The sequence below is a fragment of the Streptomyces roseoviridis genome (assembly GCF_039535235.1).
GTDB lineage: Bacteria > Actinomycetota > Actinomycetes > Streptomycetales > Streptomycetaceae > Streptomyces > Streptomyces roseoviridis.
Genome location: NZ_BAAAWU010000001.1, coordinates 5,998,507 through 6,020,881, shown reverse-complemented (window position 1 = coordinate 6,020,881; position 22,375 = coordinate 5,998,507). Strand labels below are relative to the sequence as shown.

The 22,375-nt window shown below is 75.1% G+C and carries 22 protein-coding genes; 9 read left to right on the top strand and 13 right to left on the bottom strand.

The annotated features are described in order from the left end of the window. Window positions 1-1,281 carry a DUF5685 family protein gene (locus ABD954_RS27190; protein WP_345489849.1) on the bottom strand — a complete coding sequence of 427 codons (1,281 nt, stop codon included), beginning with the start codon at window positions 1,279-1,281 and terminating at the stop codon, window positions 1-3. 344 nt (window positions 1,282-1,625) lie between these two features. Here ABD954_RS27190 and ABD954_RS27185 point away from each other — a divergent pair, with 344 nt between their 5' ends. Continuing rightward, window positions 1,626-2,060 carry a cell division protein SepF gene (locus ABD954_RS27185; protein ID WP_345489847.1) on the top strand — a complete coding sequence of 145 codons (435 nt, stop codon included), beginning with the start codon at window positions 1,626-1,628 and terminating at the stop codon, window positions 2,058-2,060. Window positions 2,061-2,123: 63 nt separating this feature from the next. Here ABD954_RS27185 and ABD954_RS27180 read toward each other — a convergent pair whose 3' ends face one another. After that, a complete protein-coding gene (locus tag ABD954_RS27180) occupies window positions 2,124-3,902 on the bottom strand; it encodes an MFS transporter (protein WP_345489845.1) in 1,779 nt (592 codons plus the stop codon). A gap of 403 nt (window positions 3,903-4,305) precedes the next feature. Here ABD954_RS27180 and ABD954_RS27175 point away from each other — a divergent pair, with 403 nt between their 5' ends. Beyond that, window positions 4,306-5,337 (top strand): phosphatase PAP2 family protein, encoded by a 1,032-nt coding sequence (locus ABD954_RS27175; protein WP_345489843.1) that lies wholly within the window; start codon window positions 4,306-4,308, stop codon window positions 5,335-5,337. Between the two features lie 134 nt (window positions 5,338-5,471). Here the strand turns inward: ABD954_RS27175 and ABD954_RS27170 are convergent, their stop codons facing one another. The 5 genes from ABD954_RS27170 to ABD954_RS27150 form a co-directional block, all read right to left on the bottom strand. Beyond that, window positions 5,472-5,663: an I78 family peptidase inhibitor gene (locus tag ABD954_RS27170; RefSeq protein WP_345489841.1), complete on the bottom strand. Its 192-nt coding sequence runs from the start codon at window positions 5,661-5,663 to the stop codon at window positions 5,472-5,474. Between the two features lie 320 nt (window positions 5,664-5,983). After that, entirely contained in the window at window positions 5,984-6,976 is a 993-nt protein-coding gene (locus ABD954_RS27165) for a helix-turn-helix transcriptional regulator (RefSeq protein WP_345489839.1), read from the bottom strand. A 73-nt stretch (window positions 6,977-7,049) separates the two neighbouring features. After that, window positions 7,050-8,327 carry a glycosyltransferase gene (locus ABD954_RS27160; protein ID WP_345489837.1) on the bottom strand — a complete coding sequence of 426 codons (1,278 nt, stop codon included), beginning with the start codon at window positions 8,325-8,327 and terminating at the stop codon, window positions 7,050-7,052. 70 nt (window positions 8,328-8,397) lie between these two features. After that, window positions 8,398-9,699: an ABC transporter substrate-binding protein gene (locus ABD954_RS27155; protein WP_345489835.1), complete on the bottom strand. Its 1,302-nt coding sequence runs from the start codon at window positions 9,697-9,699 to the stop codon at window positions 8,398-8,400. Continuing rightward, window positions 9,674-10,180: an MTB12 C-terminal domain-containing protein gene (locus tag ABD954_RS27150; RefSeq protein WP_345489833.1), complete on the bottom strand. Its 507-nt coding sequence runs from the start codon at window positions 10,178-10,180 to the stop codon at window positions 9,674-9,676. The genes ABD954_RS27155 and ABD954_RS27150 overlap by 26 nt, the downstream gene beginning before the upstream one ends. 135 nt (window positions 10,181-10,315) lie before the next feature. Here ABD954_RS27150 and ABD954_RS27145 point away from each other — a divergent pair, with 135 nt between their 5' ends. The 3 genes from ABD954_RS27145 to ABD954_RS27135 are packed head-to-tail and all read left to right on the top strand — an operon-like array spanning window position 10,316 to window position 14,399. Beyond that, window positions 10,316-10,729, top strand: coding sequence for a hypothetical protein (locus tag ABD954_RS27145; protein ID WP_345489831.1), 414 nt, complete (start codon window positions 10,316-10,318; stop codon window positions 10,727-10,729). After that, window positions 10,717-13,728 (top strand): ABC transporter permease subunit, encoded by a 3,012-nt coding sequence (locus tag ABD954_RS27140; protein ID WP_345489829.1) that lies wholly within the window; start codon window positions 10,717-10,719, stop codon window positions 13,726-13,728. Before ABD954_RS27145 ends, ABD954_RS27140 begins: the two co-directional genes overlap by 13 nt. Continuing rightward, complete coding sequence (locus ABD954_RS27135; RefSeq protein ID WP_345489823.1) at window positions 13,725-14,399, top strand: ATP-binding cassette domain-containing protein; 675 nt, start codon at window positions 13,725-13,727, stop codon at window positions 14,397-14,399. Before ABD954_RS27140 ends, ABD954_RS27135 begins: the two co-directional genes overlap by 4 nt. Here the strand turns inward: ABD954_RS27135 and ABD954_RS27130 are convergent. Next, window positions 14,380-14,919: a transglycosylase family protein gene (locus ABD954_RS27130; protein WP_345489821.1), complete on the bottom strand. Its 540-nt coding sequence runs from the start codon at window positions 14,917-14,919 to the stop codon at window positions 14,380-14,382. The two genes, ABD954_RS27135 and ABD954_RS27130, sit on opposite strands and share 20 nt — an antisense overlap. Window positions 14,920-15,134: 215 nt before the next feature. On the opposite strand from ABD954_RS27130, the gene ABD954_RS27125 reads away from it, so the two are divergent. Further along, a complete protein-coding gene (locus ABD954_RS27125; protein WP_345489820.1) occupies window positions 15,135-15,917 on the top strand; it encodes a hypothetical protein in 783 nt (260 codons plus the stop codon). 179 nt (window positions 15,918-16,096) lie between these two features. Beyond that, window positions 16,097-16,318 (top strand): hypothetical protein, encoded by a 222-nt coding sequence (locus tag ABD954_RS33695; RefSeq protein ID WP_382745567.1) that lies wholly within the window; start codon window positions 16,097-16,099, stop codon window positions 16,316-16,318. Between the two features lie 135 nt (window positions 16,319-16,453). On the opposite strand, the gene der is transcribed toward ABD954_RS33695, so the two are convergent. The 5 genes from der to aroH form a co-directional block, all read right to left on the bottom strand. Further along, window positions 16,454-17,902 (bottom strand): ribosome biogenesis GTPase Der, encoded by a 1,449-nt coding sequence (gene der / locus ABD954_RS27115; RefSeq protein ID WP_345489818.1) that lies wholly within the window; start codon window positions 17,900-17,902, stop codon window positions 16,454-16,456. A gap of 67 nt (window positions 17,903-17,969) precedes the next feature. Next, complete coding sequence (locus tag ABD954_RS27110) at window positions 17,970-18,557, bottom strand: lysophospholipid acyltransferase family protein (protein WP_345492498.1); 588 nt, start codon at window positions 18,555-18,557, stop codon at window positions 17,970-17,972. Window positions 18,558-18,610: 53 nt separating this feature from the next. After that, window positions 18,611-19,288 carry a (d)CMP kinase gene (gene cmk, locus ABD954_RS27105; protein WP_345492496.1) on the bottom strand — a complete coding sequence of 226 codons (678 nt, stop codon included), beginning with the start codon at window positions 19,286-19,288 and terminating at the stop codon, window positions 18,611-18,613. A gap of 659 nt (window positions 19,289-19,947) precedes the next feature. Then, entirely contained in the window at window positions 19,948-21,036 is a 1,089-nt protein-coding gene (locus ABD954_RS27100) for a prephenate dehydrogenase (protein WP_345489816.1), read from the bottom strand. After that, window positions 21,033-21,395 carry a chorismate mutase gene (gene aroH / locus ABD954_RS27095; protein WP_345489814.1) on the bottom strand — a complete coding sequence of 121 codons (363 nt, stop codon included), beginning with the start codon at window positions 21,393-21,395 and terminating at the stop codon, window positions 21,033-21,035. The genes ABD954_RS27100 and aroH overlap by 4 nt, the downstream gene beginning before the upstream one ends. A gap of 125 nt (window positions 21,396-21,520) precedes the next feature. On the opposite strand from aroH, the gene ABD954_RS27090 reads away from it, so the two are divergent. Beyond that, window positions 21,521-21,856 (top strand): DUF952 domain-containing protein, encoded by a 336-nt coding sequence (locus ABD954_RS27090; RefSeq protein WP_345489812.1) that lies wholly within the window; start codon window positions 21,521-21,523, stop codon window positions 21,854-21,856. Between the two features lie 45 nt (window positions 21,857-21,901). Next, a complete protein-coding gene (locus ABD954_RS27085) occupies window positions 21,902-22,375 on the top strand; it encodes a Rieske (2Fe-2S) protein (RefSeq protein WP_345489810.1) in 474 nt (157 codons plus the stop codon).

Genomic DNA, 22,375 nt, shown 5'->3' with positions numbered 1-22,375 from the left:
TCAGCCGTCGCAGGGGCAGCAGCAGCTGTCGCAGGGGCAGTCGCAGTTGCCGTCGCAGCCCCGGCAGCAGCCCTCGCGCTTCTTCCGGGACCAGGGGCCCTCGTACTCCTTCGCGCAGCAGATCTGGCAGGTGCAGAACAGCCAGGTGAACATGGCGCATCCCGCGAGGAAGCCGCGCGGCCGGGGCCGCTGCGGACCGCCGGCGCCGAACTGCGGCGGCGGTCCGCCGGGCCCGCCGGGTCCCCCCGCGCCTCCGCCGCCGTGACCGCCCGCCCCTCCGCCGTAGGGGCCGCCGCCGTGCGGACCGTACGGCGCGCCACCGCCGTACGGGTTGCCGCCACCGCCGTACGGGCCGGGCGCCCCGGCCCCGTAGGGGTTGCCCGGCACCGGCCCCTGGCCCGGTCCCGGGGTCCCGTGGGCGCAGGTCGTCGTGCCGAAGGCGCGGTCGACCGAGGTGCGCAGCTCGTGCGCGAGGAGCAGGTGGGCGAGGCGGCCGTCGGCGAAGTCGACGTCCTTCAGGGCCAGACGGATCCCGTGCAGCGCGTCGTCGGCGAGCCGGCGGGCCTCCTGACGGGAGGTGCCGGTCGCGGTGAGCGGGTTCCAGGAGCCGGTCTCCGCGTCGGCGGCCTGGTCCTCGACGGCGTCCAGGAGGTGGGCGAGGCGGCCGAAGAGCCGGCCCGCCTCGGCCAGGGGCGCGGCGTTGCCGGGACGGCCGGCGAGGACCGCGGTGTGGGCGAAGGCGGCCGCGGTCGCCGTCTCCGTCGGTTCGGTGACCACGAGCAGGGGGGTGCCGGGCCCGGCCAGGGACTCGATGCCGGTCTGCCGGTCGACCGCGTCGACGAGCACCGCGGTGTCGAAGCCGAGCGACCGCCCGGTGCGCGCGCCCGCCCGGTCCCAGGAGCGGGCGACCCGGCGGGCCGCGGCGGCGACCGGGCGCCGGGCCAGCAGGCCGTCGCGGTCGGCGACGTGGTCGCGGATCTTCGCGGAGGCGAGGACCAGGGACACGGCGGCGGCGAGCCGGGCGCCCTCGCCGCGGGCGACGGGCGCGGTCCGCATGGCGCGGAGCGGACAGGGCCCCGCGGTGCGGCGCCCGGCCGGGGTCAGGCCCGTCTGAGCCTCCGTCAGGACCGAGACGATCAGGCCGTCGTAGTTGGTGACCACCCTGGCCAGCTGGCCGTGGTCGGCGCGAAGTGCCAGGCAGAGGCCGCAGAGATGGGCCATCCACTCGGTCTTGAGACCTTCGGTGAGCCGGTGCGTGCACGGCCGGACGATTCCGAACAAGACATTCCCCCGTACGTTCCCCCGTGGGCGGGCGCGCCCGCTGCGCGACGCCGTCGGGCATCGTACCGGGGCGGTACGGGAGGAATCGGTTCACCCGTACGCCCTGATCGTCACCCTTCCGGCCCGACGTTCGTATTTTAAGTTGCATGGCCGGATCCGACCCCCCGTCAGGCGCCACAAACCGCAAGTTCTCTGACGAATCGCCAGTTTTCGAGCCTCACGTTCTGCACCAGTACCGTCACGAATCCCCTGCGCGCCGACTATCCACTTGGCGCGCGATCCGCATCATGGACGACGATAGGGATATGCGGAACCACAAGTGACCGCGCTGAAAGGAGGCGTCCATGGGATCGGTGCGCAAGGCCAGTGCCTGGCTGGGACTCGTCGAGGACAACGACGAGCGTTACTACGACGACGAGTACGCCGACGGTGCCGAGAGCGGCGACGCCTGGGTGACGGACCCGCGAGTGCGGGTGGCGTCCGACACGGCGCAGGAGCACGGCCGTCGGATCGCCACCGTCTCCCCGGACGGTTTCCGGGACGCCCGGGGCATCGGCGAGCTGTTCCGGGACGGCGTCCCGGTGATCGTGAACCTCACGGCGATGGAGCCGAACGACGCCAAGCGCGTGGTCGACTTCGCCGCCGGTCTGGCCTTCGGCCTGCGCGGCTCGATCGAGCGGGTGGCGACGCGGGTCTTCCTCCTGACGCCGGCCGACACGGAGATCGTCAGCGGCGAGTCCGCGGGACGCTCGCAGGACGGCTTCTTCAACCAGAGCTGACCGGGGCCCCGCTTCTTCGGGGCCCGGCACTCCCCCTGGCCTCGCCGGGGGGACCCACGGGCGTCAGTGCCCCCCTCGCGCCGAAGCCGCCCGCTCGGCCGGCCCCCGGGTGGCGGGGACACGGGCGGTGTCCTTCCCCCTCCCGGCCGCCGGCAGCTCCCGGCCAGCGGCCCCCGCGCCCGCGATCCGCGGGTCGCCGTCACGGCCCCGCTCGCCGTCGACGCCCGGGCCGCCGTCACCGCCCCGCTCGCCGCGGGGACTGCGCTCGTCGTCGAGGTCCTCGCGCGGCACCGGCGGGCAGTCCATCACGCGCGGCAGGCGCGTGGCCATCAGCGCGCCGAGCAGCAGCAGGCCCGCGCTCACGAACAAGGTCACGTGCAGACCGTTCACGAAGGCGTGCCGGGCCGTGTCGCGCAGCGCCGCACCGGCCGTGCCGCCGAGCTGTTCGGCGACCTTGTACGCCTCGCCGAGGGAGTTCGCGGCGGCCCGGGCCGCGCTGTCCGGCACTCCGGGGACGCCGCTCACACCGGGCCCGTACGCCGCGTTCATCACGCTGCCGAGGAACGCGATGCCCATGCCCGCGCCGAGCTGGTACGAGGTCTCGCCGATCGCCGCCGCCCCGCCCGCGCTCTCCGGCGGCGCCTCGCTCAGCATCGACTCGTACGCCGAGAAGAGCGTGGTCTGCAGCCCGAAGCCGAGCAGGACGAAGCCGACGGTCAGCAGCAGCGGGCGGTCGTGCTGTCCCATGAGGACGAGCAGCAGCACCGCCGATGCGGTCAGGACGAAGCCCCAGCCGACCATGCGGCGCGGGCCGAGCCGGCGCAGGGTGTACGAGCCGGTGGCGCCGGCCGCCATGGCGGCGAAGGTCAGCGGGAGCAGCCGCAGCCCGGTCTCCAGGGGGGTGAGGCCGAGGACGAGCTGGAGGTACTGGACGGCGATCAGCTGGAGGCCGACCAGGGCCAGCATCGCCAGCACGATGCAGCCGACCGAGGTGGTGAAGGCCGGCCGGGCGAACAGGCTCATGTCGATCAGCGGGTGCGCGCGCCGCTTCTGCCGCCGGACGAAGAGGACGAGCAGCGCGGCTCCGGCGAGGAGCGGTCCCGCCGTGGGCAGGGCGAGCAGCGGGTCGCCGGCGCCGAGCCGCTTGACGCCGAGGACGGCGCCGAGCACTCCGGCCGCGGCCATCAGCGCGCCGAGCACGTCCCAGGGGCCGTCGCCGCCGCCCCGGGACTCGGGGAGCAGCCAGCGGCCGAGCGGCAGGATCAGCGCCATCAGCGGGATGTTGATCAGGAAGACGGAGCCCCACCAGTAGTGCTCGACGAGGAAGCCGCCGAGCACGGGTCCGGTGGCGGCGCCGACGGCGGCGACCGCCGTCCAGATGCCGATGGCGGTGGCCCGCTCGCGCCGGTCGGGGAAGACCGCGCGGAGGATGGAGAGCGTGGCGGGCATGATCATGGCGCCGCCGACGCCGAGCAGGGCGCGGGCGCCGATCAGCACTTCGGGGACGGTGGCGAGCGCGGCGACCGCCGAGGCGACGCCGAACAGCACGTAGCCGAGCAGCAGCACCCGTCTGCGGCCGACCCGGTCACCGAGGGTGCCGAAGAGGATGAGGAGCGCGGCGCAGATCAGCGGATAGGCGTCGACGATCCACAGCAGCGCGGTGGAGCTCGGGCGCAGGTCCTCGGTGAGGGAGGGGACGGCGACGTGCAGCACGGTCGCGTCCAGCGCGACCAGCAGCAGGCTGACGCACAGGACGACGAGGACGACCCAGCGGTTGGCACCGGCGTCGGTGCGGCGGCCCAGGGGACGCGGCCGCGTTCCGGCCGTGATCGTCCGCGCCATGTACGTACCTCCCAGTGAAGCCCTCGCGCTCGGCGGGCACCGGCCGGGGAGCGGCCCCGGGGCGGCCCGGCATCGACGGGCGAGTGAGCCGTCAGCGTACGCGAGTTCAAGGCCCGAGCGCGTGGTGCAGCTCTCACCCCGGCGGGCCCGGGGGTGTGGCGTACGCCACTCGGGCCGGGCCGCGGCGCGGCGGGAATTCCGCGCCCGTCGACGTCCGGGGAATTCTCCGGACCGTCAAACACACTTACGGAAAGGACACTGCGGCAATAGGGCGGAAGGTCATCCGATTTTCCGACGGATGACGGGAACAAACGCCCGGCTGAGAGCAACTCCACATCACATCGTCATCACGAAGGGACCGGAACGACCAAGGTCGCTACTCACTCCCTGTAACGTCGATTGGGTGCGTACCGACATCTTTGCCCGGCTGGACCGGGAGCCGGAACCGCCGAAGATAGAGGTCCCGCGGATGACCCGCACGCGTCTCGCCCTCTTCGGCGGGACGTCGGCGTTCTATCTGGCCATCGTCGTCGCCGTCCTGCTGTCGACGTGGCTGGTGACCCTCGACTGGAAGATCATGCTCTTCCGGCCCTATCAGCAGTGGCCGGAGCTGCACGCCTTCCTCGACTACTACGTCGTCCTCGGCCAGCGCGGCCCCACGGCCGTCATGGTGGCGGCCTGGCTGGGCTGGCGCTCCTGGCGCCAGCACACCCTGCGGCCGCTGCTCTCCCTCGGAGCGGCGCTGCTGCTGCTCAACGTCACGGTCGGCTCGGTCAAGCTCGGTCTCGGCCGGCTCGGCCCCCACTACGCGACGCAGGTCGGCTCCGCCGAGCTCTTCGCGGGCGGCGACATATTCCCGTCCGGTCACACCGCGAACGCGGTGGTGACCTGGGGCATCCTGGCCTACCTGGCGACGACGCCGAGGGCCCGCCGCTATCTGTCGGCCCTGTCGGCCGTGGTCGCGCTCGGCGTGGGCCTGACCACCGTCTACCTCGGTACGCACTGGCTGAGCGATGTGCTGCTCGGCTGGGCCGCCGGCCTGCTGATCCTGCTGGCGCTGCCGTGGTGCGAGCCGGTCATCGCGGTCGCGGAGGCCCGGATCCTGGCCCTGCGCGACCGGCTGCGCGAGCAGCTGCGGGCCCGCCGCAGGCTGGTTCCCTCGCTGCCGGTGGCGTCCGGCGGCCCGGTGCCCCTGTTCCCGCCGCGTCCGGCGGGGGCCGAGGAGCCGGTGCGGGAGACCGTGGGTGCCGGTTCCGGCCGGGGTGCCGCGGGCCGTGCCCCGGGGCGCCCGGCCGCCCCGCTGGCGGCGCCGCGCCCGCACCACCCGGCGCACCACGCGCACGCCGGCCATCACGCCGTGCGTTCGGAGCGCGGCCCGGTGGGACCGGCCGGGAGCCGTCGCCCGCCGCACTCGCGCCCGGCGACGGGCGGCTGAAACGGCGCCCGGCACGACGACGCGGGCGCGCGGGAGGGCCCCGGCCGAGTCATCGGCCGGGGCCCTCCCGCGTGTCTCCCCCGTCGCGCGGGGCCGTACGCCGGGTGCCGCTCCGGGCCGTCCGACGTCCTTTGTCAGCCGAGCCAGACGCGGGTGACGACGCCGTCCTCGACCTCGAAGTTGATGCGCCCCTCCAGGTACTCCATGGTGATGATCGAGCCCGGGGGCAGGGAACGGACGACGCTCCAGCCCCGGATCCGGGCGAGCCGTTCGGCGTCGTCGGCGGCGAGCCCCACATACGTTTCGGGTGCGTGTTCGGGTGTCATACAGCTCACGTTAGTACCCCGCCGGTCACGCTTGTGTCACAGGTTCTCGACATATGTTTGCCCTGCGCCCCGTCGCCGACAGTGGCGGTTTTCAGCCGTTCCCCGGGTAATTCCCGGCCGTGTGCGAGGGATGCCCCGGGGCCCCGGCAGAGGGCTTACGGAATTCCGTCGGACCGCCGTCCCGCGAGGAATTCGGGCAGTGGCGGCCCGTCCGCGTCGCATTCACGTTTTCCCCGCATCCCGGCCACATCTTCCGCCGACCGGACGATCCGTCGGCCGTCCCGCCGCACCGCGTCCGCGGCCGGCCGGCACACGACGGCTCACGGTCCCGCCGCCGCCGGGGCGGCGCCGCCCGGCCGGTCGAGGGCCCGGGACAGCAGGTCCCTGAGTGCCCGGACGCGGTCGGTCAGCTCCGGCGGGTCGACCACCTCGAACTCGAGGCCGAGCAGCGACACGTGGATCACCAGCAGGTCGAGGCTGTGGGCCCCGGTCCGCAGCAGACAGCGGGCGTCCCCCTCGGCGGTCAGGACACCGTCGGCGACGCCGACCGTCGCCGCGGCCTCGGCGAGCGGCACGTGCAGCCGGATCGTCGCCTCGGTCGCGTACGCCGACGTGGAGACGCCCTTCGCCACATAGGCGGCCAGGTCCTCGGCGGGCGGCTCACGGGGCGGGAAGCGGGGGCCGTGCGGCGGCGTCGGCACGATCCGGTCGGCCCGGAAGGTCCGCCAGTCGGCCCGTTCGACGTCCCAGGCCACCAGGTACCAGCGGCGCTCGCTGCACACCAGCCGGTGCGGCTCGACGTTCCTGCGGGTGGCGGCCCCCTCGTGGTCGCGGTACTCGAAGCGCAGCCGCTCGCCGTCCCGGCAGGCGTTCGCCAGCTCGGTCAGCACGGCCGGGTCGACGCGGTCCCGCGGGGTGCGCAGCATCGGCACGGTGAAGGCGTTGAGGGCCCCGACCCGGCGCCGCAGCCGCCCGGGCAGCACCTGCTCCAGCTTCGCCAGGGCGCGTACGGAGCTCTCCCCGATGCCCTCGACGCCCTGCCCCGCCGCGGCCCGCAGCCCGACGGCGACCGCGACCGCCTCCTCGTCGTCGAGCAGCAGCGGCGGCAGTTCGGCTCCCGCCCCCAGCTGGTAGCCGCCGCCGGTGCCGGGGGTGGCGTTCACCGGATATCCCAGCTCGCGCAGCCGCTCGACGTCCCGCCGGACGGTCCGTGCCGTCACCCCCAGCCGGTCGGCGAGGGCGGCCCCGGACCATTCCCGGTGGGCCTGGAGCAGGGACAGCAGACGCAGCAGCCGTGCGGAGGTCTCCAACATGGGCCCGAGTCTGCCAGTGGTCGCGGACGGTCACGGTCCTCGATCCCGCCTCTTCCCGCGACGGGCACCGGTCTCAGCGGAAGCGGCGGACCACGGCTCCCGCGCGCGCCTTCGCCGAGTAGACCGCGTCGACGACGGTGCCGACGGCGCGGTGGAGGGCGGCGCGGGCCGGCGGGTGGCTGCGGGAGCGCTCGGTGCCCCGGGCCGCGAGCTCGGTCCAGATCTCCTCGTGGCGGGCGGCGATCCGGACCGGGTCGAAGCGCTCGGAGGCCGCGAGGGCCGCCTTGGACGCGCGGGCCCGGGCCTCGTCGTCGTTGATGAGGCCGAGCAGGGCGGCGGCGACCGCCGCCGTGTCGTCGACCGGGACCAGCCGGCCGTCGACGCCGTCCTCGATGATCTCGGCGGGGCCGTGCGGGCAGTCGGTGGAGACGACCGGCAGTCCGCACCGCATCGCCTCGACGATGGTCATCCCGAAGGACTCGCGGCGGGAGGTGACGGCCGCCAGCGAGCCCTTCGCCCACTCCGGCTCCATGGGGTGGGCGGTCCCCATGAGGAAGACGTGCTCGCCGAGGCCCTGCCGCTCGATCTGCCGGGCCAGCGCCTTCCTCAGGTTGTCGGAGGCGTCGCCGGTGCCGTAGATCCGCAGCTTCCAGTCGGGCCGGGCGGCGGCCACGTCGGCGAAGGCGTCGATCAGCAGGTCGTAGCGCTTGACCGGGGTGAGCCGGCCGGCCGCGACGACGATCTTCGAGGCGGGGTCGGCGGGCGGCACGCCGGGCGCGGGCACGCTGTTGGGCACGGCGTCGATCCGCACCCCGGGCAGGGCGAGTGCCCGGTAGGCGCGGGCGTCGGCCTCGGTGACGGTGGTGACGGCGTCCAGGAGCGCGTACTCGTGGGCGATGTCGCGGCGCAGCCGGTAGCTGTGCCCGTCGAGGATCAGGTGCTCCTGGCCGACGAGGACCGGCCCGCGCGGCGCCTGCCGGGCGAGCTGCACGTTGAGGCCCGGGCGGGTGGCGACCACCACGTCCGCCTCGACCGCCGCGAGATAGGCGCCGATCCGGGCGTCGGTGAGGGCGCTGTACTGCTTCCAGCGGCCGTCGCCGCGCGGGAAGACCCGGGCCGGGCGGTGGAAGTCGGGGTGCTCCCCGTCGTAACCGGGGCTGTTCTTCCGGATGTCGACGAGGTGGCGCAGCGTCACCCCGGCGGGGACGCCGAGGATCGGCTCGTCGCGGTGGCGGAACACCGAGACGGTCTCGACCTGGTGACGTTCCGCCAGCTCGGCGGCGAGCGTGAAGGTCGTCCGGATCGTGCCGCCGATGTGGTAGCCGTTGTGGAGCAGGAAGGAGATGCGCATGGGCCGTTCCGGTCCCCCCGGTGAAATGCGTGGTCGGGGGCGACTGTACTGCCCGGGCGCGCGGGATCGTTCACGGCCGGTATCCCAACTGGGGCACCCTGGCGCAGTTCCGCGTCATCTCGCCCTGCGAGACCCAGCCCCGGCCGTCCTGCCAGCGGGCCACGGACAGGCAGGTGAAGCGGGTCCTCGGCGGCTCGGCCAGCTGCTCGAAGCGTACGGGCAGCAGCAGTCCGCGCGCGGTGTACGGCTCCGGCCGGCCGAGGTACGCCTCGACGCAGGCCCGGGTGAGCCGGTCGCCGCAGGACCGGGCCGCGTCGGTGAACCACATGGCCGCCGCCCAGCCTTCCAGCTGCCACTGGGACAGCGGCCGGTCGCCCATCGCCGCCCGGAACTCCCGTACGGCCGGGAAGGTGGTCTCGTCGTGGTTCCGGCTGCTTCCGGTGGCGAAGAGGACGGCCCGGCAGCCGGGCGAGCGCGCGTGGTCGCGCGGCACCGTCGAGGACCAGCTCTGCGCGTGGGTCACCTTGGCGGCGACCCGTACGCCGGACGCCTCCATCGCCTCGCACAGCCGGGCGTTGCCGTGGGTGTCCATCGCGTCGAAGAGGAGGTCGGCCTTCTGCGCCCGCAGATCGGCGGCCACGGCGCGGAAGTTGGGCAGCGCGAAGTCGACCTGTTCCTCGACGACCCGGTAGCCCTCGGCCCGCAGTCCCCGGGCGACCAGCCGGGCGTACGCGGCGGAGGCGGCCTGGTTGTAGGAGACGACGGCGGCGGTCCGGGCGCCGAGGTGCTCACGGAACCAGCGGTAGACCTCGGTGCCGCCGTACAGGACGCCGTTCCAGCCGGGTGCCCGCCCGGTGCGCGGGGCGGAGCTGCCGTGGATCGCGTACAGATGGGGGTACGTGTCGTAGGCGGGGGTCAGCGGCTGTCCGCCGACGTCGGGGACGCCGGCCCGGGCGACGCGCGGGGCGCCTGCGTAGTCGAGGGCGGTGGTGGCGACGAGGGCGAAGACCTTGCGCTCGTCGATCAGCCGGTGCACGCAGGCGTTGTTGCCGACGCCGCTGCCGCCGTCGTCGCAGGTGACGACCTCGATCCGGCGGCCGTCGAGTCCGCCGCGGGCGTTGAGGGCGTCGAAGTAGGCGCGGGCGCCGTCGCGCGGGCCGGTGAGGGCCGCTCCGCCGACGGGGCTTGTGGCGCTGGTGATGATGCCGACGCGGAGCGGCTCACCGCCGGAGGGGGTGACGGTGGGCCGCGTCTCGAAGGCGCTCTCCGGGAGCCGGCTGCCGCAGCCCGTCGCGAGGAGGGCCAGGACGGCGAGGACGGCGGTCAGGAGCAGTGCCGCCGCCGCGTCAGCAGCCCGGGACCTGGGTCGCACCGCTGAGCTGGACGAGACCGCAGAGGGTCCGCACGGAGACCTTCCAGGTGTCGTCCTGCAGGACGGAGGTGCCCTTGGCGTCGGGCAGGGCCGGCTTGCCGCCGACGAGCAGGTCGTAGGTGACGTCGGCGTCCGACGGCGAGGTGAACTCGACGTCCTTCACCTTCGCGGAGCTCGCGGCGGCGTTCTCGTCACCGGCGAAGGCGGCGAGGACCGGGGCCATCCGCGCGCCGTCCTCCAGGAGCCGGACCCGCTCGGCGTTCGGGGTCCTGGGGTCGAAGAAGGCCGTCCAGTTCTTGGTGATCTCCGCCTCGGCCGCCGACGGGTCCGCCGGCTGGGCCGTCATGGTGGGCAGCGTCGTCGAAGGGCCGTCCGTCCTGCCCCCGTTGCCGCCGTCGTCGTCCCCGCAGCTCGCCAGGGCCGGCGTCAGGACCAGTACCGCGGCCGCCGCGAGCGCGGTGGCACGTCTCTTCAGAACCATCTGGCTCACCACCGGATGTCCGTGCAGGCCGGGCGGCCTGATGATTCCAGGGTGTGCCGGTTCGGGGCATAGTGCAAGGAAACGGATGAAGATGACATAAAGACCGGATGGTGGTCCGAGGCCCAGGGAGGCGCCGTGCCGTCGACATCCCGGATCCTGCTGGGGGGCGGACTCGCCGCGGCCGCCGCCGGCGCGGTGCTGTGCGCGCTCGGCTGGTACGGGATCTCGGGCGAGCGGTTCGCGGAACGGCAGCTGCCGTACCTGGCCTCGTGCACCGTGCCGGGGGCGGCGCTGGTCGTGGCGGGTGCGGTGCTGTGCGCGGCGGCCGTCCTCGGGCCCGTACCGCCGTCGTCGCCGCAGCCGGACGAAGGACGGGACGCGGCCGGGGAACCGGCGGCGCCCTCCTCGGAGGAACCCCCGTTGCGGGTCCCCGGCGGGACGCTCGCGCACCGGCCGGACTGCCCGCTGGTGGCCGGACGACCGGAGGCGGTACCGGCGGGCGACGCCGAACTCGCCCCCTGCCCGGTGTGTGAGCCGTGGCCTCGCTGACCCACGACCTGGTCCTCGCCGGCCTCGCCGTCGGCAGCGCGGCGGCGCTCACCGGCATCGGACTGATCGTCACCTACCGGGCGACCGGCGTGCTCAACCTCGCGCACGGCGCGGTCGCCATGCTCTGCGCGTACGTGCTGCGGCAGCTCGTGGTGGAGTGGGGCTGGCCGCTGCCGCTCGGGGCCGCCGTCACCCTGCTCGTGGTGGCGCCCGGCCTCGGTCTGGTCCTCGACCGCGCGGTGTTCCGCCCCCTCGCGCTCGTCGGCGCGGGCCCCGCGCGGACCCTCGTGGCCTCGATCGGCGTCTTCGTGCTGCTCGTCGGCGCGGCGGCACTGGTCTGGGGCGGCGGGGCCCGCGACGACGCGCCCGTGCTGCTCGGCGACGACCCGTGGACGCAGCTCGTGGCGGTGGTGGCGCTGGCCTGCCTGGTGGGGGCGGTGACCCGGTGGACGCGGTTCGGGCGGGAGCTGCGGGCGGTGGTGGACAACCGTCCGCTGGCCGTGCTTTCCGGCATCCGCGCGGACCGGGTGGCGGCGGCCGGCTGGGCCTTCGGCGCGGTCACGGCGGGCCTGACCGGCGTGCTGCTCGCGCCGTACGTCCGGCTCGACCCGTACGGGATGCCGCTCCTCGTGGTCGAGGTGATCGCGGTCGCGGTGGTGGCCCGGATGCGGAGTCTGCCGGTGGCGGTCCTGACCGCGCTCGCGCTGGGCGTGGCACAGGCCCAGCTGACCCGGTTGCACCCCGAGGGCTGGTCGGGAGAGCTGCTCCAGGCGGTCGCGGCGAACCTGTTCGTGGTGGCGCTGCTCGTGGCGGCCCTGGTGCTGCCGGGGGTGGGCGACGGGGACGCGCTTCCGCCGCCGGGCGCCGCGCCGCGGGTGCCGGCGGGCGTGTGGCCGGTGGTGGCGGTGCTCTTCGCGCTGCCCCTGGGCTTCGCCGGCGAGGACCTGACGACGGCGGTGCAGGTGCCGGCGCTCGCGGTGATCCTGCTGTCGCTGGTGGTGGTCGCGGGCCGGGGCGGCCAGATCGCGCTGGGACAGGCGGCGTACGCGGGGCTCGGCGCGCTGTTCACGGGCCTGCTCGCGGCGGCCGGCCTTCCGGAGCTGGTGGCGCTGGCGGTGGCGGTGCTGTGCGTGGCGCCGCTGGGGCTGCTGACCGGGTGGCCCGCGATCCGCCGGCACGGTCTCGCGCCGGCCCTGGTGACGCTCGCGGTCGGGGTGGCGGTGAGCCGCTTCGTCTTCGCGCAGCCGTACGCGACGGCGGGCGTGACCCTGGAGCGCCCGGCCGGCTTCGAGCCGGACCGCCGCTACTACCTGCTCGAACTGGTCGTGCTGGCCTGCTGCCTGCTCCTGGTCGCCGCCCTGCGCCGGGGCCGCACGGGCCGCGCGCTCGCCGCCCTGCGCGACCACGAGCGGGGCGCGGAGGCCGCGGGCGTGCGCGTGGCGGGCCTGAAGGTCCTCGCCTTCGTGCTGGGCGCGTCCCTGGCGGCCCTGGGCGGCGGCCTCCTCGGCATGGGCGTCCGCGCCTTCGACCCCGACGCCTTCGACCCGGTCCGCGGCCTTCTGTGGTTCGCCGCCGTCCTGGCCCTGGGCGCCGACACCCTCCTGACCCCCCTGCTCGCCGCCACCCTCCTCGTCGCCCTCGACGCCGGCACCCACGCGGGCGTGGCCGCGGCCCTGATCGGCCTCCTGGCGACCTTCACGGGCCGCCTCCCACCCCTGCTCCCGGCCCTGCTCCCGACCGACACCACGCGAACGGGCGGGGCCGGGCCTAAGGGCCGGCGGCACGGGCGGGCGGGAACCGGGGCCCGGGGCGGGCCCGCCGGCCGGGGGTCGTGGCGTGCGGGGACCCGCCTCCCGGCGCGGCGCCCGGGGCCGGGTCCGGAGCCGGAGCCGCGAGGTGGTCCGGGCCTCCCGCCGCACGGCAGCCCGCCCGACGGTCCGGCTCGGGGCGCGCGGCGCACCATCACGCCGCCGGCCCACGGACGGCGGCACGCCGCCCCCGCCCCCGGCACCACGGACGGAGACGGCGGCACCTCTGCGACCCCCGCCCGAGCCGGTGCCGCACCGCCGGAGCGTCTGCCCGGCGAGGGCCCCCCGCCGGGCGAGCGGGCATCGCGCGCCCCCGCGCCGGGCCACGGTCCGGGTCCGCGGCCTCCCGCCGCCGGAGGCGGACGCGCGGACGCCGAAGGCGCCCCGCGCTCCACGGGAGGACCGGTGGTGCGAGCGGAGACGGCCGGCTCCGGCGAAGGCGAGGGGGACGCCCGGCGGCCCGGGGCCGGGTCCTGGGGCGGGTCCTGGGGCGGCCGCCCCAGGACCGGGCCGGTGCCGCCCAGGACCCGGCCGGTCCGGCCCGAGGGCGGGAGGCTCGTCGCGCGGGGGCTTCGGCTCACCCGTCCCGGAGGGCTCACCGCGCTCGACGGGGTCGATCTCGTGCTGCTGCCGGGTGGGGTGACCGCGGTCGTCGGGCCCAACGGGGCCGGGAAGAGCACGCTGTTCGACTGTCTCGCGGGGACGGTGCGGCCCACCGCCGGGCGGGTGCTGCTCGACGGGACGGACATCACCGGGCGGCCCGCCCACGTCCGGCACCGGCTCGGGATCGGCCGGACGTTCCAGCAGCTCGCCGTGTTCCCGTCGCTCAGCGTCGAGGAGAACGTCCGCGTCGGCGCCCGGCCCGGGCCCGGGGAGGACGCGGCGGTCGAGCGGGCCCTGCGCCTGGCCGGTCTCGGCGGCTCCGTGCGGCACCGGGCGGCCGCCGGCCTGCCGACGGGCACGCTCCGCAGGGTCGAGCTGGCCCGCGCCCTGGCGGGCGACCCGCACACCCTGCTGCTCGACGAGCCCGCCGCGGGCCTCGACGCCGGCGAGACCGCCGCCCTGGCCCGGGTCCTCGCCGCCCTCGCCGCCGACGGCCTCGCCGTGCTCGTGGTCGAGCACGACCCGGACCTCGTCGCCGGCATCGCCCGTACCGTCCACACCATGGAAGGCGGCCGGATCGTGTCATGACCGTCGAGATCGCCCTGCGCCGCGCGCGGGTCCGCTACGGCCCCCTGGAGGCCCTCCACGGCCTCGACCTGCTCCTGCCCGCCGCCACCGTCACGGTCCTGCTGGGCCGCAACGGCGCCGGCCGCACCACCGCGCTGCGCGCCCTCGCCGGGACGGTGCCGCTGGCCGCCGGGCGGGTGGAGTGGCGCGGTACGGACGTCACCCGGGTGCCCGCCCACGAACGGGCCCGCCGCGGCCTGTGCTTCGTACCGGACCTGCGGGCCGTGTACGCCACCCTCACCGTCGCCGAGAACCTGGAGCTGTCGGCGCCCGGCCGCCGGGACGCGGCCCTCGCCGCCTTCCCCGAGCTCGCGCCCCTGCTCGGCCACCGCGCCGGGACCCTCTCCGGCGGCGAGCGCCGGATGCTCGCGCTGACCCGCGCCCTGCTCTCCCCCGTCCACCCGGCGGGCGCCCGCGTGGTGCTGGTCGACGAGCCGTCCCTCGGCATGGCGCCCGCCCTGGCCGGCCGTGCGTACGGGCTGCTCGCCGCCCTCGCCCGGCCGCCCCGCTCGGCCGCGGTGGTCCTGGCCGAGCAGCGCGTGCCGCACGGGCTGCCGCCGGGCTCGGTGGTGTACGAGCTGCGCCGGGGCGCCCTCGCGGGTGGCGGTGAGGTCACCGCGTCGCGGACGTGAGCCTCAGCATCGTGCCGACCATCAGCCGGTTCGGGTCCGGGCCGATCACCGCCCGGTTCGCCTCGTACAGCGCCTGCCAGCCGCCCTTGATCCTGAAGCGCCGGGCGATCGCGCTGAGCGTGTCGCCGGCCTGGACGACATGGGCGCGCCCGCTCAGGCCGTACCGCCGCGAGCACACCGGCCACGCCCCCCAGCCCTGGACCCGCAGCACGTCCTCGGCGACCGTGATCTGCTGCGCCCTGGTCGCCAGGTCGGCGCGACGGGCGTGGCGCAGCCCGCCGAACTCCTCCCAGGTGGGCTGCCAGAACTGCAGGCCGCCGTAGAAGCCGTTGCCGGTGTTGGCGTGCCAGTCGCCGCCGCTCTCGCACTCCGCGACGCAGCCCCACGGCCACTGGTCCTTCACGCACGCCTCGACGGGCGTGGGGGCGGTGGCGGGGCCCGACGCCCGGGCGAGCGCCGCCGGGGACAGCAGCGACGCGGCCAGGACGGCGGCGGCCGTCGCACATCGGATCTTCGACATCCGGGCAGGCTAGGCAGCCGCTCCCGCCGCCGGCTCCGTGCCGCGCGGAACACCGTTCACATGCCACCCGGTCGGCGTCACCGGGGTCCGGCGGCGCCCCGGCCCAACTTGCCGCCGCTCCGCGCGTGACCCCGGCGGAGCCTTCCCCGTTGAACTCGGCATGAGACGACCGGGATCCGCCCGTCGTCGCACGCGAAGAGTCCAGGGAGCCCCCCGTGCCGCGCATGCTCGACGTCAGCGAGGACGTACGCGCCGAGATCGGCGACGAAGAAGCCGACCGGCTGCTCGCCGGCGACAACGCCCCGGGCAGCTACGACTGCACCTCCTGCCGCACGCCCGGCGACTCCGAGCAGGAGCGCACCAGCACGGTGCTGTTCGTCGGCGAGGAGACCGCCGTCCTCGCCTTCGCCCACGCCAGCTGCATCCCGTCCCAGGTCGTCCGGGTCGCCGAGGAGCAGCTCCAGGGCGCCGTCGCCTCCATCACCGCCGCGGACGCCGCCGACTCGCTGTCCGCCGCGCACCCCCGGCAGGCGGTCCTGGGCGTCACCAGCGGGCTGGTCCTGATCGAGGGCGAGCTGCACCCGGCGCTCGTGGTGGAGCCGACGGCGCCGGTCGTCCGCCCCGGTTCGGACGGTCTGACCGACGAGTTCCTGCCGCTCCTGGTCGAGCAGGGCTTCCAGCCGGTCGCCGACGTCAACGTCAAGCCGGCTCCGCTGCCCGGCTGGTCGGTCCTGGTCGCCATGGGCCAGCTGCACTCCGTCCTCCAGCCCGGCGCGGGCGGCGTGGGCCAGGCCGCCTGGTGGCAGGCGCACCAGCCGCTCCAGGTGACCGAGGGCTGGCGGGCCGCGGCCAACAAGTCGCACACGGTGCTGGTCTTCGCCGCCCCGGTCGGCTCGATCGGCCAGCAGCCGCGCGAGGACCTGCTGCGCGACGCCCTGGAGAAGGCCGCGGCCAACGGGCGCCTGGTGGCCGCCGCCATGCCGCTGGCCGGTACGTGATGGAGGACACGCGACCCGGCATAGGGCCGGCCCGCGTCCCGGGTGTGCCGACCGTCCCGCGACCCCGGCGGGCTCCTCTTTCCGAGGGCCGCCCGCATCTCACGGACGCCGGGGTCGTTGGCACCTATGTGCACCCATACGACCCCTTCCGCGAGCAGTATCCGAGTCCGATCCCGTCCATGCGCCCGGCGCAGGACCTCCCGGCGGGCCGATCGTCGACGCCGATCTACGACGCCCTGTACTCCGAGTACCGCCGGACCTTCCGTACGCTGCCGGGTGACCGCAGCGGCGAGGAGGAGCTGAGCTTCCGGGCCTTCGGCACGGGGGCGGCGGCCGGACACCGGCAGCATGCGGGCTGGTCGGCGTACGCGCTGCCGCCGGGCGGCAGGGGCGGCGTGTAGCGACGACCGGGAAGCGGCGACGCGGACCGACAAGGACGCGGACGCGCATGACGGACGCGCGTGTCGGACGCGCAGACGGCTGAGGGCCGGGGCTCATCGCCCCGGCCCTCAGCCGTTCGTCATTCCGTCATTCCGTCACTTCTTCTTGCCGCGCTTCTCGCGCACCCGCACCGAGATGTGGATCGGGGTGCCCTCGAAGCCGAACTCCTCACGCAGCCGGCGCTCGACGAAGCGGCGGTAGCCGGCCTCCAGGAAGCCGGAGGCGAAGAGCACGAAGCGCGGCGGCTTGGTGCCCGCCTGCGTGCCGAAGAGGATGCGGGGCTGCTTGCCACCGCGGATCGGGTGCGGGTGGGCGGCCACGAGCTCGCCGAGGAAGGCGTTGAGCCGGCCGGTGGGGACGCGGGTCTCCCAGCCGGCGAGGGCCGTCTCGATGGCCGGGACCAGCTTCTCCATGTGGCGGCCGGTCTTGGCGGAGACGTTGACCCGGGGCGCCCACGAGACCTGCTGCATCTCGGTCTCGATCTCGCGCTCCAGGTAGTAGCGGCGCTCCTCGTCGAGCTCGTCCCACTTGTTGTAGGCGATGACGATGGCGCGGCCGGACTCGACCGCCATCGTGATGATGCGCTGGTCCTGGACCGAGATGTGGTCGGTGGTGTCGATGAGGATGACGGCCACCTCCGCCTTCTCGACGGCGGCGGCGGTCCGCAGGGAGGCGTAGTAGTCCGCGCCCTCCTGGAGGTGGACCTTCTTGCGGATGCCCGCGGTGTCGACGAACTTCCAGGTCTTGCCGCCCAGCTCGATCAGCTCGTCGACCGGGTCGCGGGTGGTGCCGGCCAGCTCGTTGACGACGACCCGCTCCTCACCGGCGACCTTGTTGAGCAGGGAGGACTTGCCGACGTTCGGACGGCCGATGAGCGCGATGCGGCGCGGGCCGCCGACGGCGTTGCCGAAGCGCTGCTCGGGGGCGTCGGGCAGCGCCTTGAGGACCTCGTCGAGGAGGTCGCCGGTGCCGCGGCCGTGCAGGGAGGAGACGGGGAACGGCTCGCCGAGGCCGAGCGACCACAGCGTGGCGGCGTCGGCCTCGCCGGAGGGGCCGTCGACCTTGTTGGCGGCGAGCACGACCGGCTTGCCCGCCCTGCGGAGCAGCTTGACGACGGCCTCGTCGGTGTCGGTGGCGCCGACGGTGGCGTCCACGACGAAGAGGCAGGCGTCGGCGGCTTCGATGGCGTACTCGGCCTGGGCGGCGACGGAGGCGTCGATGCCGAGGACGTCCTGCTCCCAGCCGCCGGTGTCGACGACCTTGAAGCGGCGGCCGGCCCACTCGGCCTCGTAGGTGACGCGGTCGCGGGTGACGCCCGGGCGGTCCTCGACGACGGCCTCGCGGCGTCCGATGATCCGGTTCACCAGGGTCGACTTGCCGACATTGGGACGGCCGACGACGGCGAGGACGGGGAGCGGGCCGTGCCCGGCCTCCTCGATCGCGCCTTCGACGTCCTCGATGTCGAAGCCCTCTTCCGCGGCGAGCTCCATGAACTCCGCGTACTCGGCGTCGCCAAGTGCCCCGTGGTCGTGCTGGTCGTTCATGAAGTCCGTTCCTTGATCATTCGTGGTCGGTGGGTCCCGTCACCGGGCCCACTACTGAGAGTGTCGCTCAGCGCCCGGTGAGGCGCCTGGCGTTTTCGAGGTGTTCGGTGAGCCGTGCCTGGATGCGGAAGGTCGCCTCGTCCAGTGCCTTGCGGGTGCGCCGGCCGCTGCCGTCGCCCGCGTCGAAGGCGTCGCCGAAGACGACGTCGACCCGGCTGCGCAGCGGGGGCAGCGCCTTGATCAACCGTCCGGGCCGCTCGGAACTTCCCAGCACGGCCACGGGCACGATCGGTGCCCCGCTGCGGACGGCGAAGTAGGCGAGACCGGCCCGCAGGGAGGCGAAGTCGCCCTCGCCGCGAGTGCCCTCCGGGAAGATCCCGAGGACGCCGCCGTGCTCCAGGACCGCGAGGGCGTTGGATATCGCCGTGCGGTCGGTGCTGTCGCGGTCGACCTTGAGCTGCCCGATGCCGGTGAGGAAGCTGCCGAGCGGGCCGACGAACGCTTCCTTCTTGACGAGGAAGTGCACGGGCCGCGGGGCGGTGCCCATGAGCATGGGGCCGTCGATGTTGTGCGCGTGGTTGACGGCGAGGATGACGGGGCCGGAGGCCGGCACCCGCCAGGCGCCGAGGACGCGCGGCTTCCACAGGCCGTACATCAGCCCGATGCCGATGCCCCGGCCGACGGCGGCGCCCTTCTCTGAGGGCTGGGTCACAGGGCGGCCGCCCTCTTCTGGCCCCGCTTCTCCTCCACCAGGGTCACCACGCATTCGATGACCTGGTCGAGGGTGAGGTCGGTGGTGTCGACCTCCACGGCGTCGTCGGCCTTGGCGAGCGGGGAGGTCTTACGGCTGGAGTCGGCCGCGTCCCGCTTGATCAGGGCCTGCTTGGTGGCGTGCACGTCGGCGCCCTTGAGCTCGCCGGAGCGGCGGGCGGCGCGGGCCTCGGGCGAGGCGGTGAGGAAGATCTTGAGGTCGGCGTCGGGCAGGACGGTGGTGCCGATGTCCCGGCCCTCGACGACGATGCCGCGCTCGGCGCCCTTGGCGATGGAGCGCTGGAGCTCGGTGATCAGGCTGCGCACCTCGGGGACGGCGCTGACGGCGCTGACCTTGGAGGTGACCTCCTCGGTCCGGATGGGACCGGCGGCGTCCACCCCGTCGACGGTGATGGTGGGCCTGGCCGGGTCGGTGCCGGAGACGATGACGGGCTTACCGGCGGCGTTGGCGACGGCGTCGGCGTCGTGGACGTCGACGCCGTTGCTGATCATCCACCAGGTGATGGCGCGGTACTGGGCGCCGGTGTCGAGATAGCTCAGGCCCAGCTTGGCGGCAACCGCCTTCGAGGTGCTCGACTTGCCCGTGCCGGAGGGGCCGTCGATGGCGACGATCACGGTGTCCACGGTGGGGAACGCCTTCCTGGGTGAGCGGCAGCCCCCGTCGTACGTGCGGGGACCCCCACAAGGTTACCGAGTCCCCCGCACCCATTCGGCCCAGCGGCCTGGGCGGGCCGGTACGGGCGGTGCGGGCCCCCGGGCGGCGCCCCTGCCCTGCGGCCCACGGCTCGGACCCGCGCGTCCGCGCCTCCGCCCGGGTAGCCGTGTGGCGCCCGCCTCGGCTGACGCCCTGCGCCCGTGCGGCGGTGCCTACGTCGTCCACCCCCGTGGGGGCAATCGTCCCGCGGGGCCCCTAGGGCGAGCGGCGGGCGGGCCCGCGCCCCGCTGGGCGGTACCGCCGGCCCCGCCCACCCCCGTGTGGGCAGTCGTCCCGCAGGGCGGGACGGGTGGCCACACGGGACGGCGCCCTCTGCGGGCGCCTCCGCTCCCTGCACCTACCCGCACCACCAGGGCGCTGCGCCCTGGTGGTGACCGTCACCGCAAGGAAACCGAGGCCCGGCAAGGGGCGCCGTCCGTTGTGCCCACCCGTTCCGCCTGGGGGCACCCCCGGACGAAGTCTGGGGGAAACGAATGCCCACAACGAGGGGCGAAGAGCCGCAGCGGCGCAGCCAGCCCCGCGGGGCGCAGGCCCGCGATGAGGCGGCGCCCGCACCAGGTCAGGTCGTGCGCAGGGCCCAGCCGCGTTCCTTCAGGGCCGCGCCGAGGGCCGGCGCCGCCGACGGGGTCACCATCAGCTGGACCAGGCCCGCCTGCTGGCCCGTCGCGTGTTCGATGCGGACGTCCTCGATGTTGACGCCGGCGCGGCCTGCGTCGGCGAAGATGCGGGCGAGTTCGCCGGGCTGGTCGCTGATGAGGACGGCGACGGTCTCGTAGGCGGTGGGCGCGGCGCCGTGCTTGCCGGGGACGCGGGCGCGGCCGGCGTTGCCACGGCGCAGGACGTCCTCCACGCCGGAGGCGCCGGCGCGGCGCTTGGCGTCGTCGCCGGACTCCAGGGCGCGCAGGGCCCGCACCGTCTCGTCGAGGTCCGCCGCGACGCCCGCGAGGACGTCGGCGACGGGCCCGGGGTTCGCGGAGAGGATCTCGACCCACATGCGGGGGTCGGACGCGGCGATCCGGGTGACGTCACGGATGCCCTGCCCGCACAGCCGTACCGCCGTCTCGTCGGCCTCCTCCAGGCGGGCCGCCACCATCGACGACACCAGCTGCGGGGTGTGGGAGACGAGTGCGACGGCCCGGTCGTGGGCGTCGGCGTCCATGACGACGGGGACGGCCCGGCACAGGGCGACCAGTTCGAGGGCGAGGTTGAGGACCTCGGTGTCGGTGTCCCGGGTCGGCGTGAGCACCCACGGCCGGCCCTCGAAGAGGTCGGCGGAGGCGGCCAGCGGCCCGGAGCGCTCCTTGCCGGACATCGGGTGCGATCCGATGTACGCGGTCAGGTCCAGGCCCAGCTCCTCCAGCTCCCGCTTGGGCCCGCCCTTCACGCTGGCCACGTCGAGGTAGCCGCGGCCGAGACCGGCCCGGATCGCCCCGGCGAGGGTGGCGGCGACGTGCGCGGGCGGTACGGCGACCAGGACCAGGTCCACGGGACCCTCGGGCGCCTCGTCGGTGCCCGCGCCGAGCGCGGCGGCCGTACGGGCCCGGTCCGGGTCGTGGTCGCGCAGGTGGACGGTGACGCCCCGGCCGGCGAGGGCCAGTGCGGCCGAGGTGCCGATGAGGCCGGTTCCGATGACGAGGGCGGTTCTCACTGGGCGATGTCCTTGCGCAGGGCGGCCGCGGCGCCGAGGTAGACGTGCGCGATCCGGGACTTGGGCAGATCCGACTCGACGTGCGCGAGGAGCCGCACGACCCTCGGCATCGCGCCCGGGACGTCCAGCTCCTGGGCGCAGATGAGGGGGACGTCCACGATGCCGATGCGGCGGGCGGCCGCGGCCGGGAAGTCGCTGTGCAGATCGGGCGTGGCGGTGAACCAGATGCTGATCAGGTCGTCCGCGGTCAGGCCGTTGCGTTCGAGCACGGCGGTGAGCAGCTCCTCGACCTGCTCGTGCATGTGTCCGGCCTCGTCCCGCTCCAGCTGGACGGCGCCTCGGACGGCTCGTACCGCCACCTCGTACTCCTTCGCCTGCGTCAGTGCTCCGACCAGCCTAGTCAGCCGGGCGGAGGGGCGGTCGCGGCGCCCGCCCTCCGAGACGGCGCCGGGGCGGGCGATGTCCGCAGGGTAGAACTGGGGGCATGCTGCTGCACGTCGTACCGCTGGACGAATGGTCCGCCGATCCCGGTCTCCCGTACGCCCCGGCGTCCCTCGCCGCCGAGGGCTTCGTCCACTGCTCCCCGGACGAGGCGGCCGCCCTCGCGATCGCCGACGCCCGTTTCCGGGACGCGGCGGGCCCGCTCCTGGTGCTGGTGATCGACGAGAGCCGGCTGACGGGCGAGGTCCGCTGGGAGGGCACGGGGGACGCCCTCTTCCCGCACGTGTACGGGGCGATCGAGCGGTCCGCGGTCACGGCGGTCCTGGAGGTGCGGCGGGACGCTGACGGCCGTGCGAGGGAGCTGACGCCCCGGGCGTAGGCGTGTTGCGGCCCGCGCGCGGGGCCCCCGGCCAAGCTGGTCGCCATGACGACTGCTGACGCCCTGCCCCGCCGTACGGCACTCCTCGCCGGTGCGGTCCTGGTCACCGGCTGCGGATCGAACGGATCGGACGGCACGGACCGTACAAACGGTACGAGGGAGGAGACCACGGCCTCGACGCCGGCCGCGCCCACCTCCGGCGCCCCCACCCCCGTCGAGCCGTCCCCTCCCGCCGACGCGCTCGCCCGCACGTCCGACATCCCGGTCGGCGGCGGGAGGGTCTTCAAGGACCGCAAGGTCGTGGTGACCCAGCCGTCGGCAGGCGAGTTCAGGGCCTTCTCCGCGGTCTGCACCCACCAGGGCTGTCTCGTGGGCAAGGTCGCCGACGGCACGATCGACTGCCCCTGCCACGGCTCCCGGTTCCATGTGGCGGACGGCTCGGTCGCGGCCGGTCCGGCCACCCGGCCGCTGCCGGCCGAGACGATCAATGTGTCGGCGGGCACCATCACTCTGGCCTAG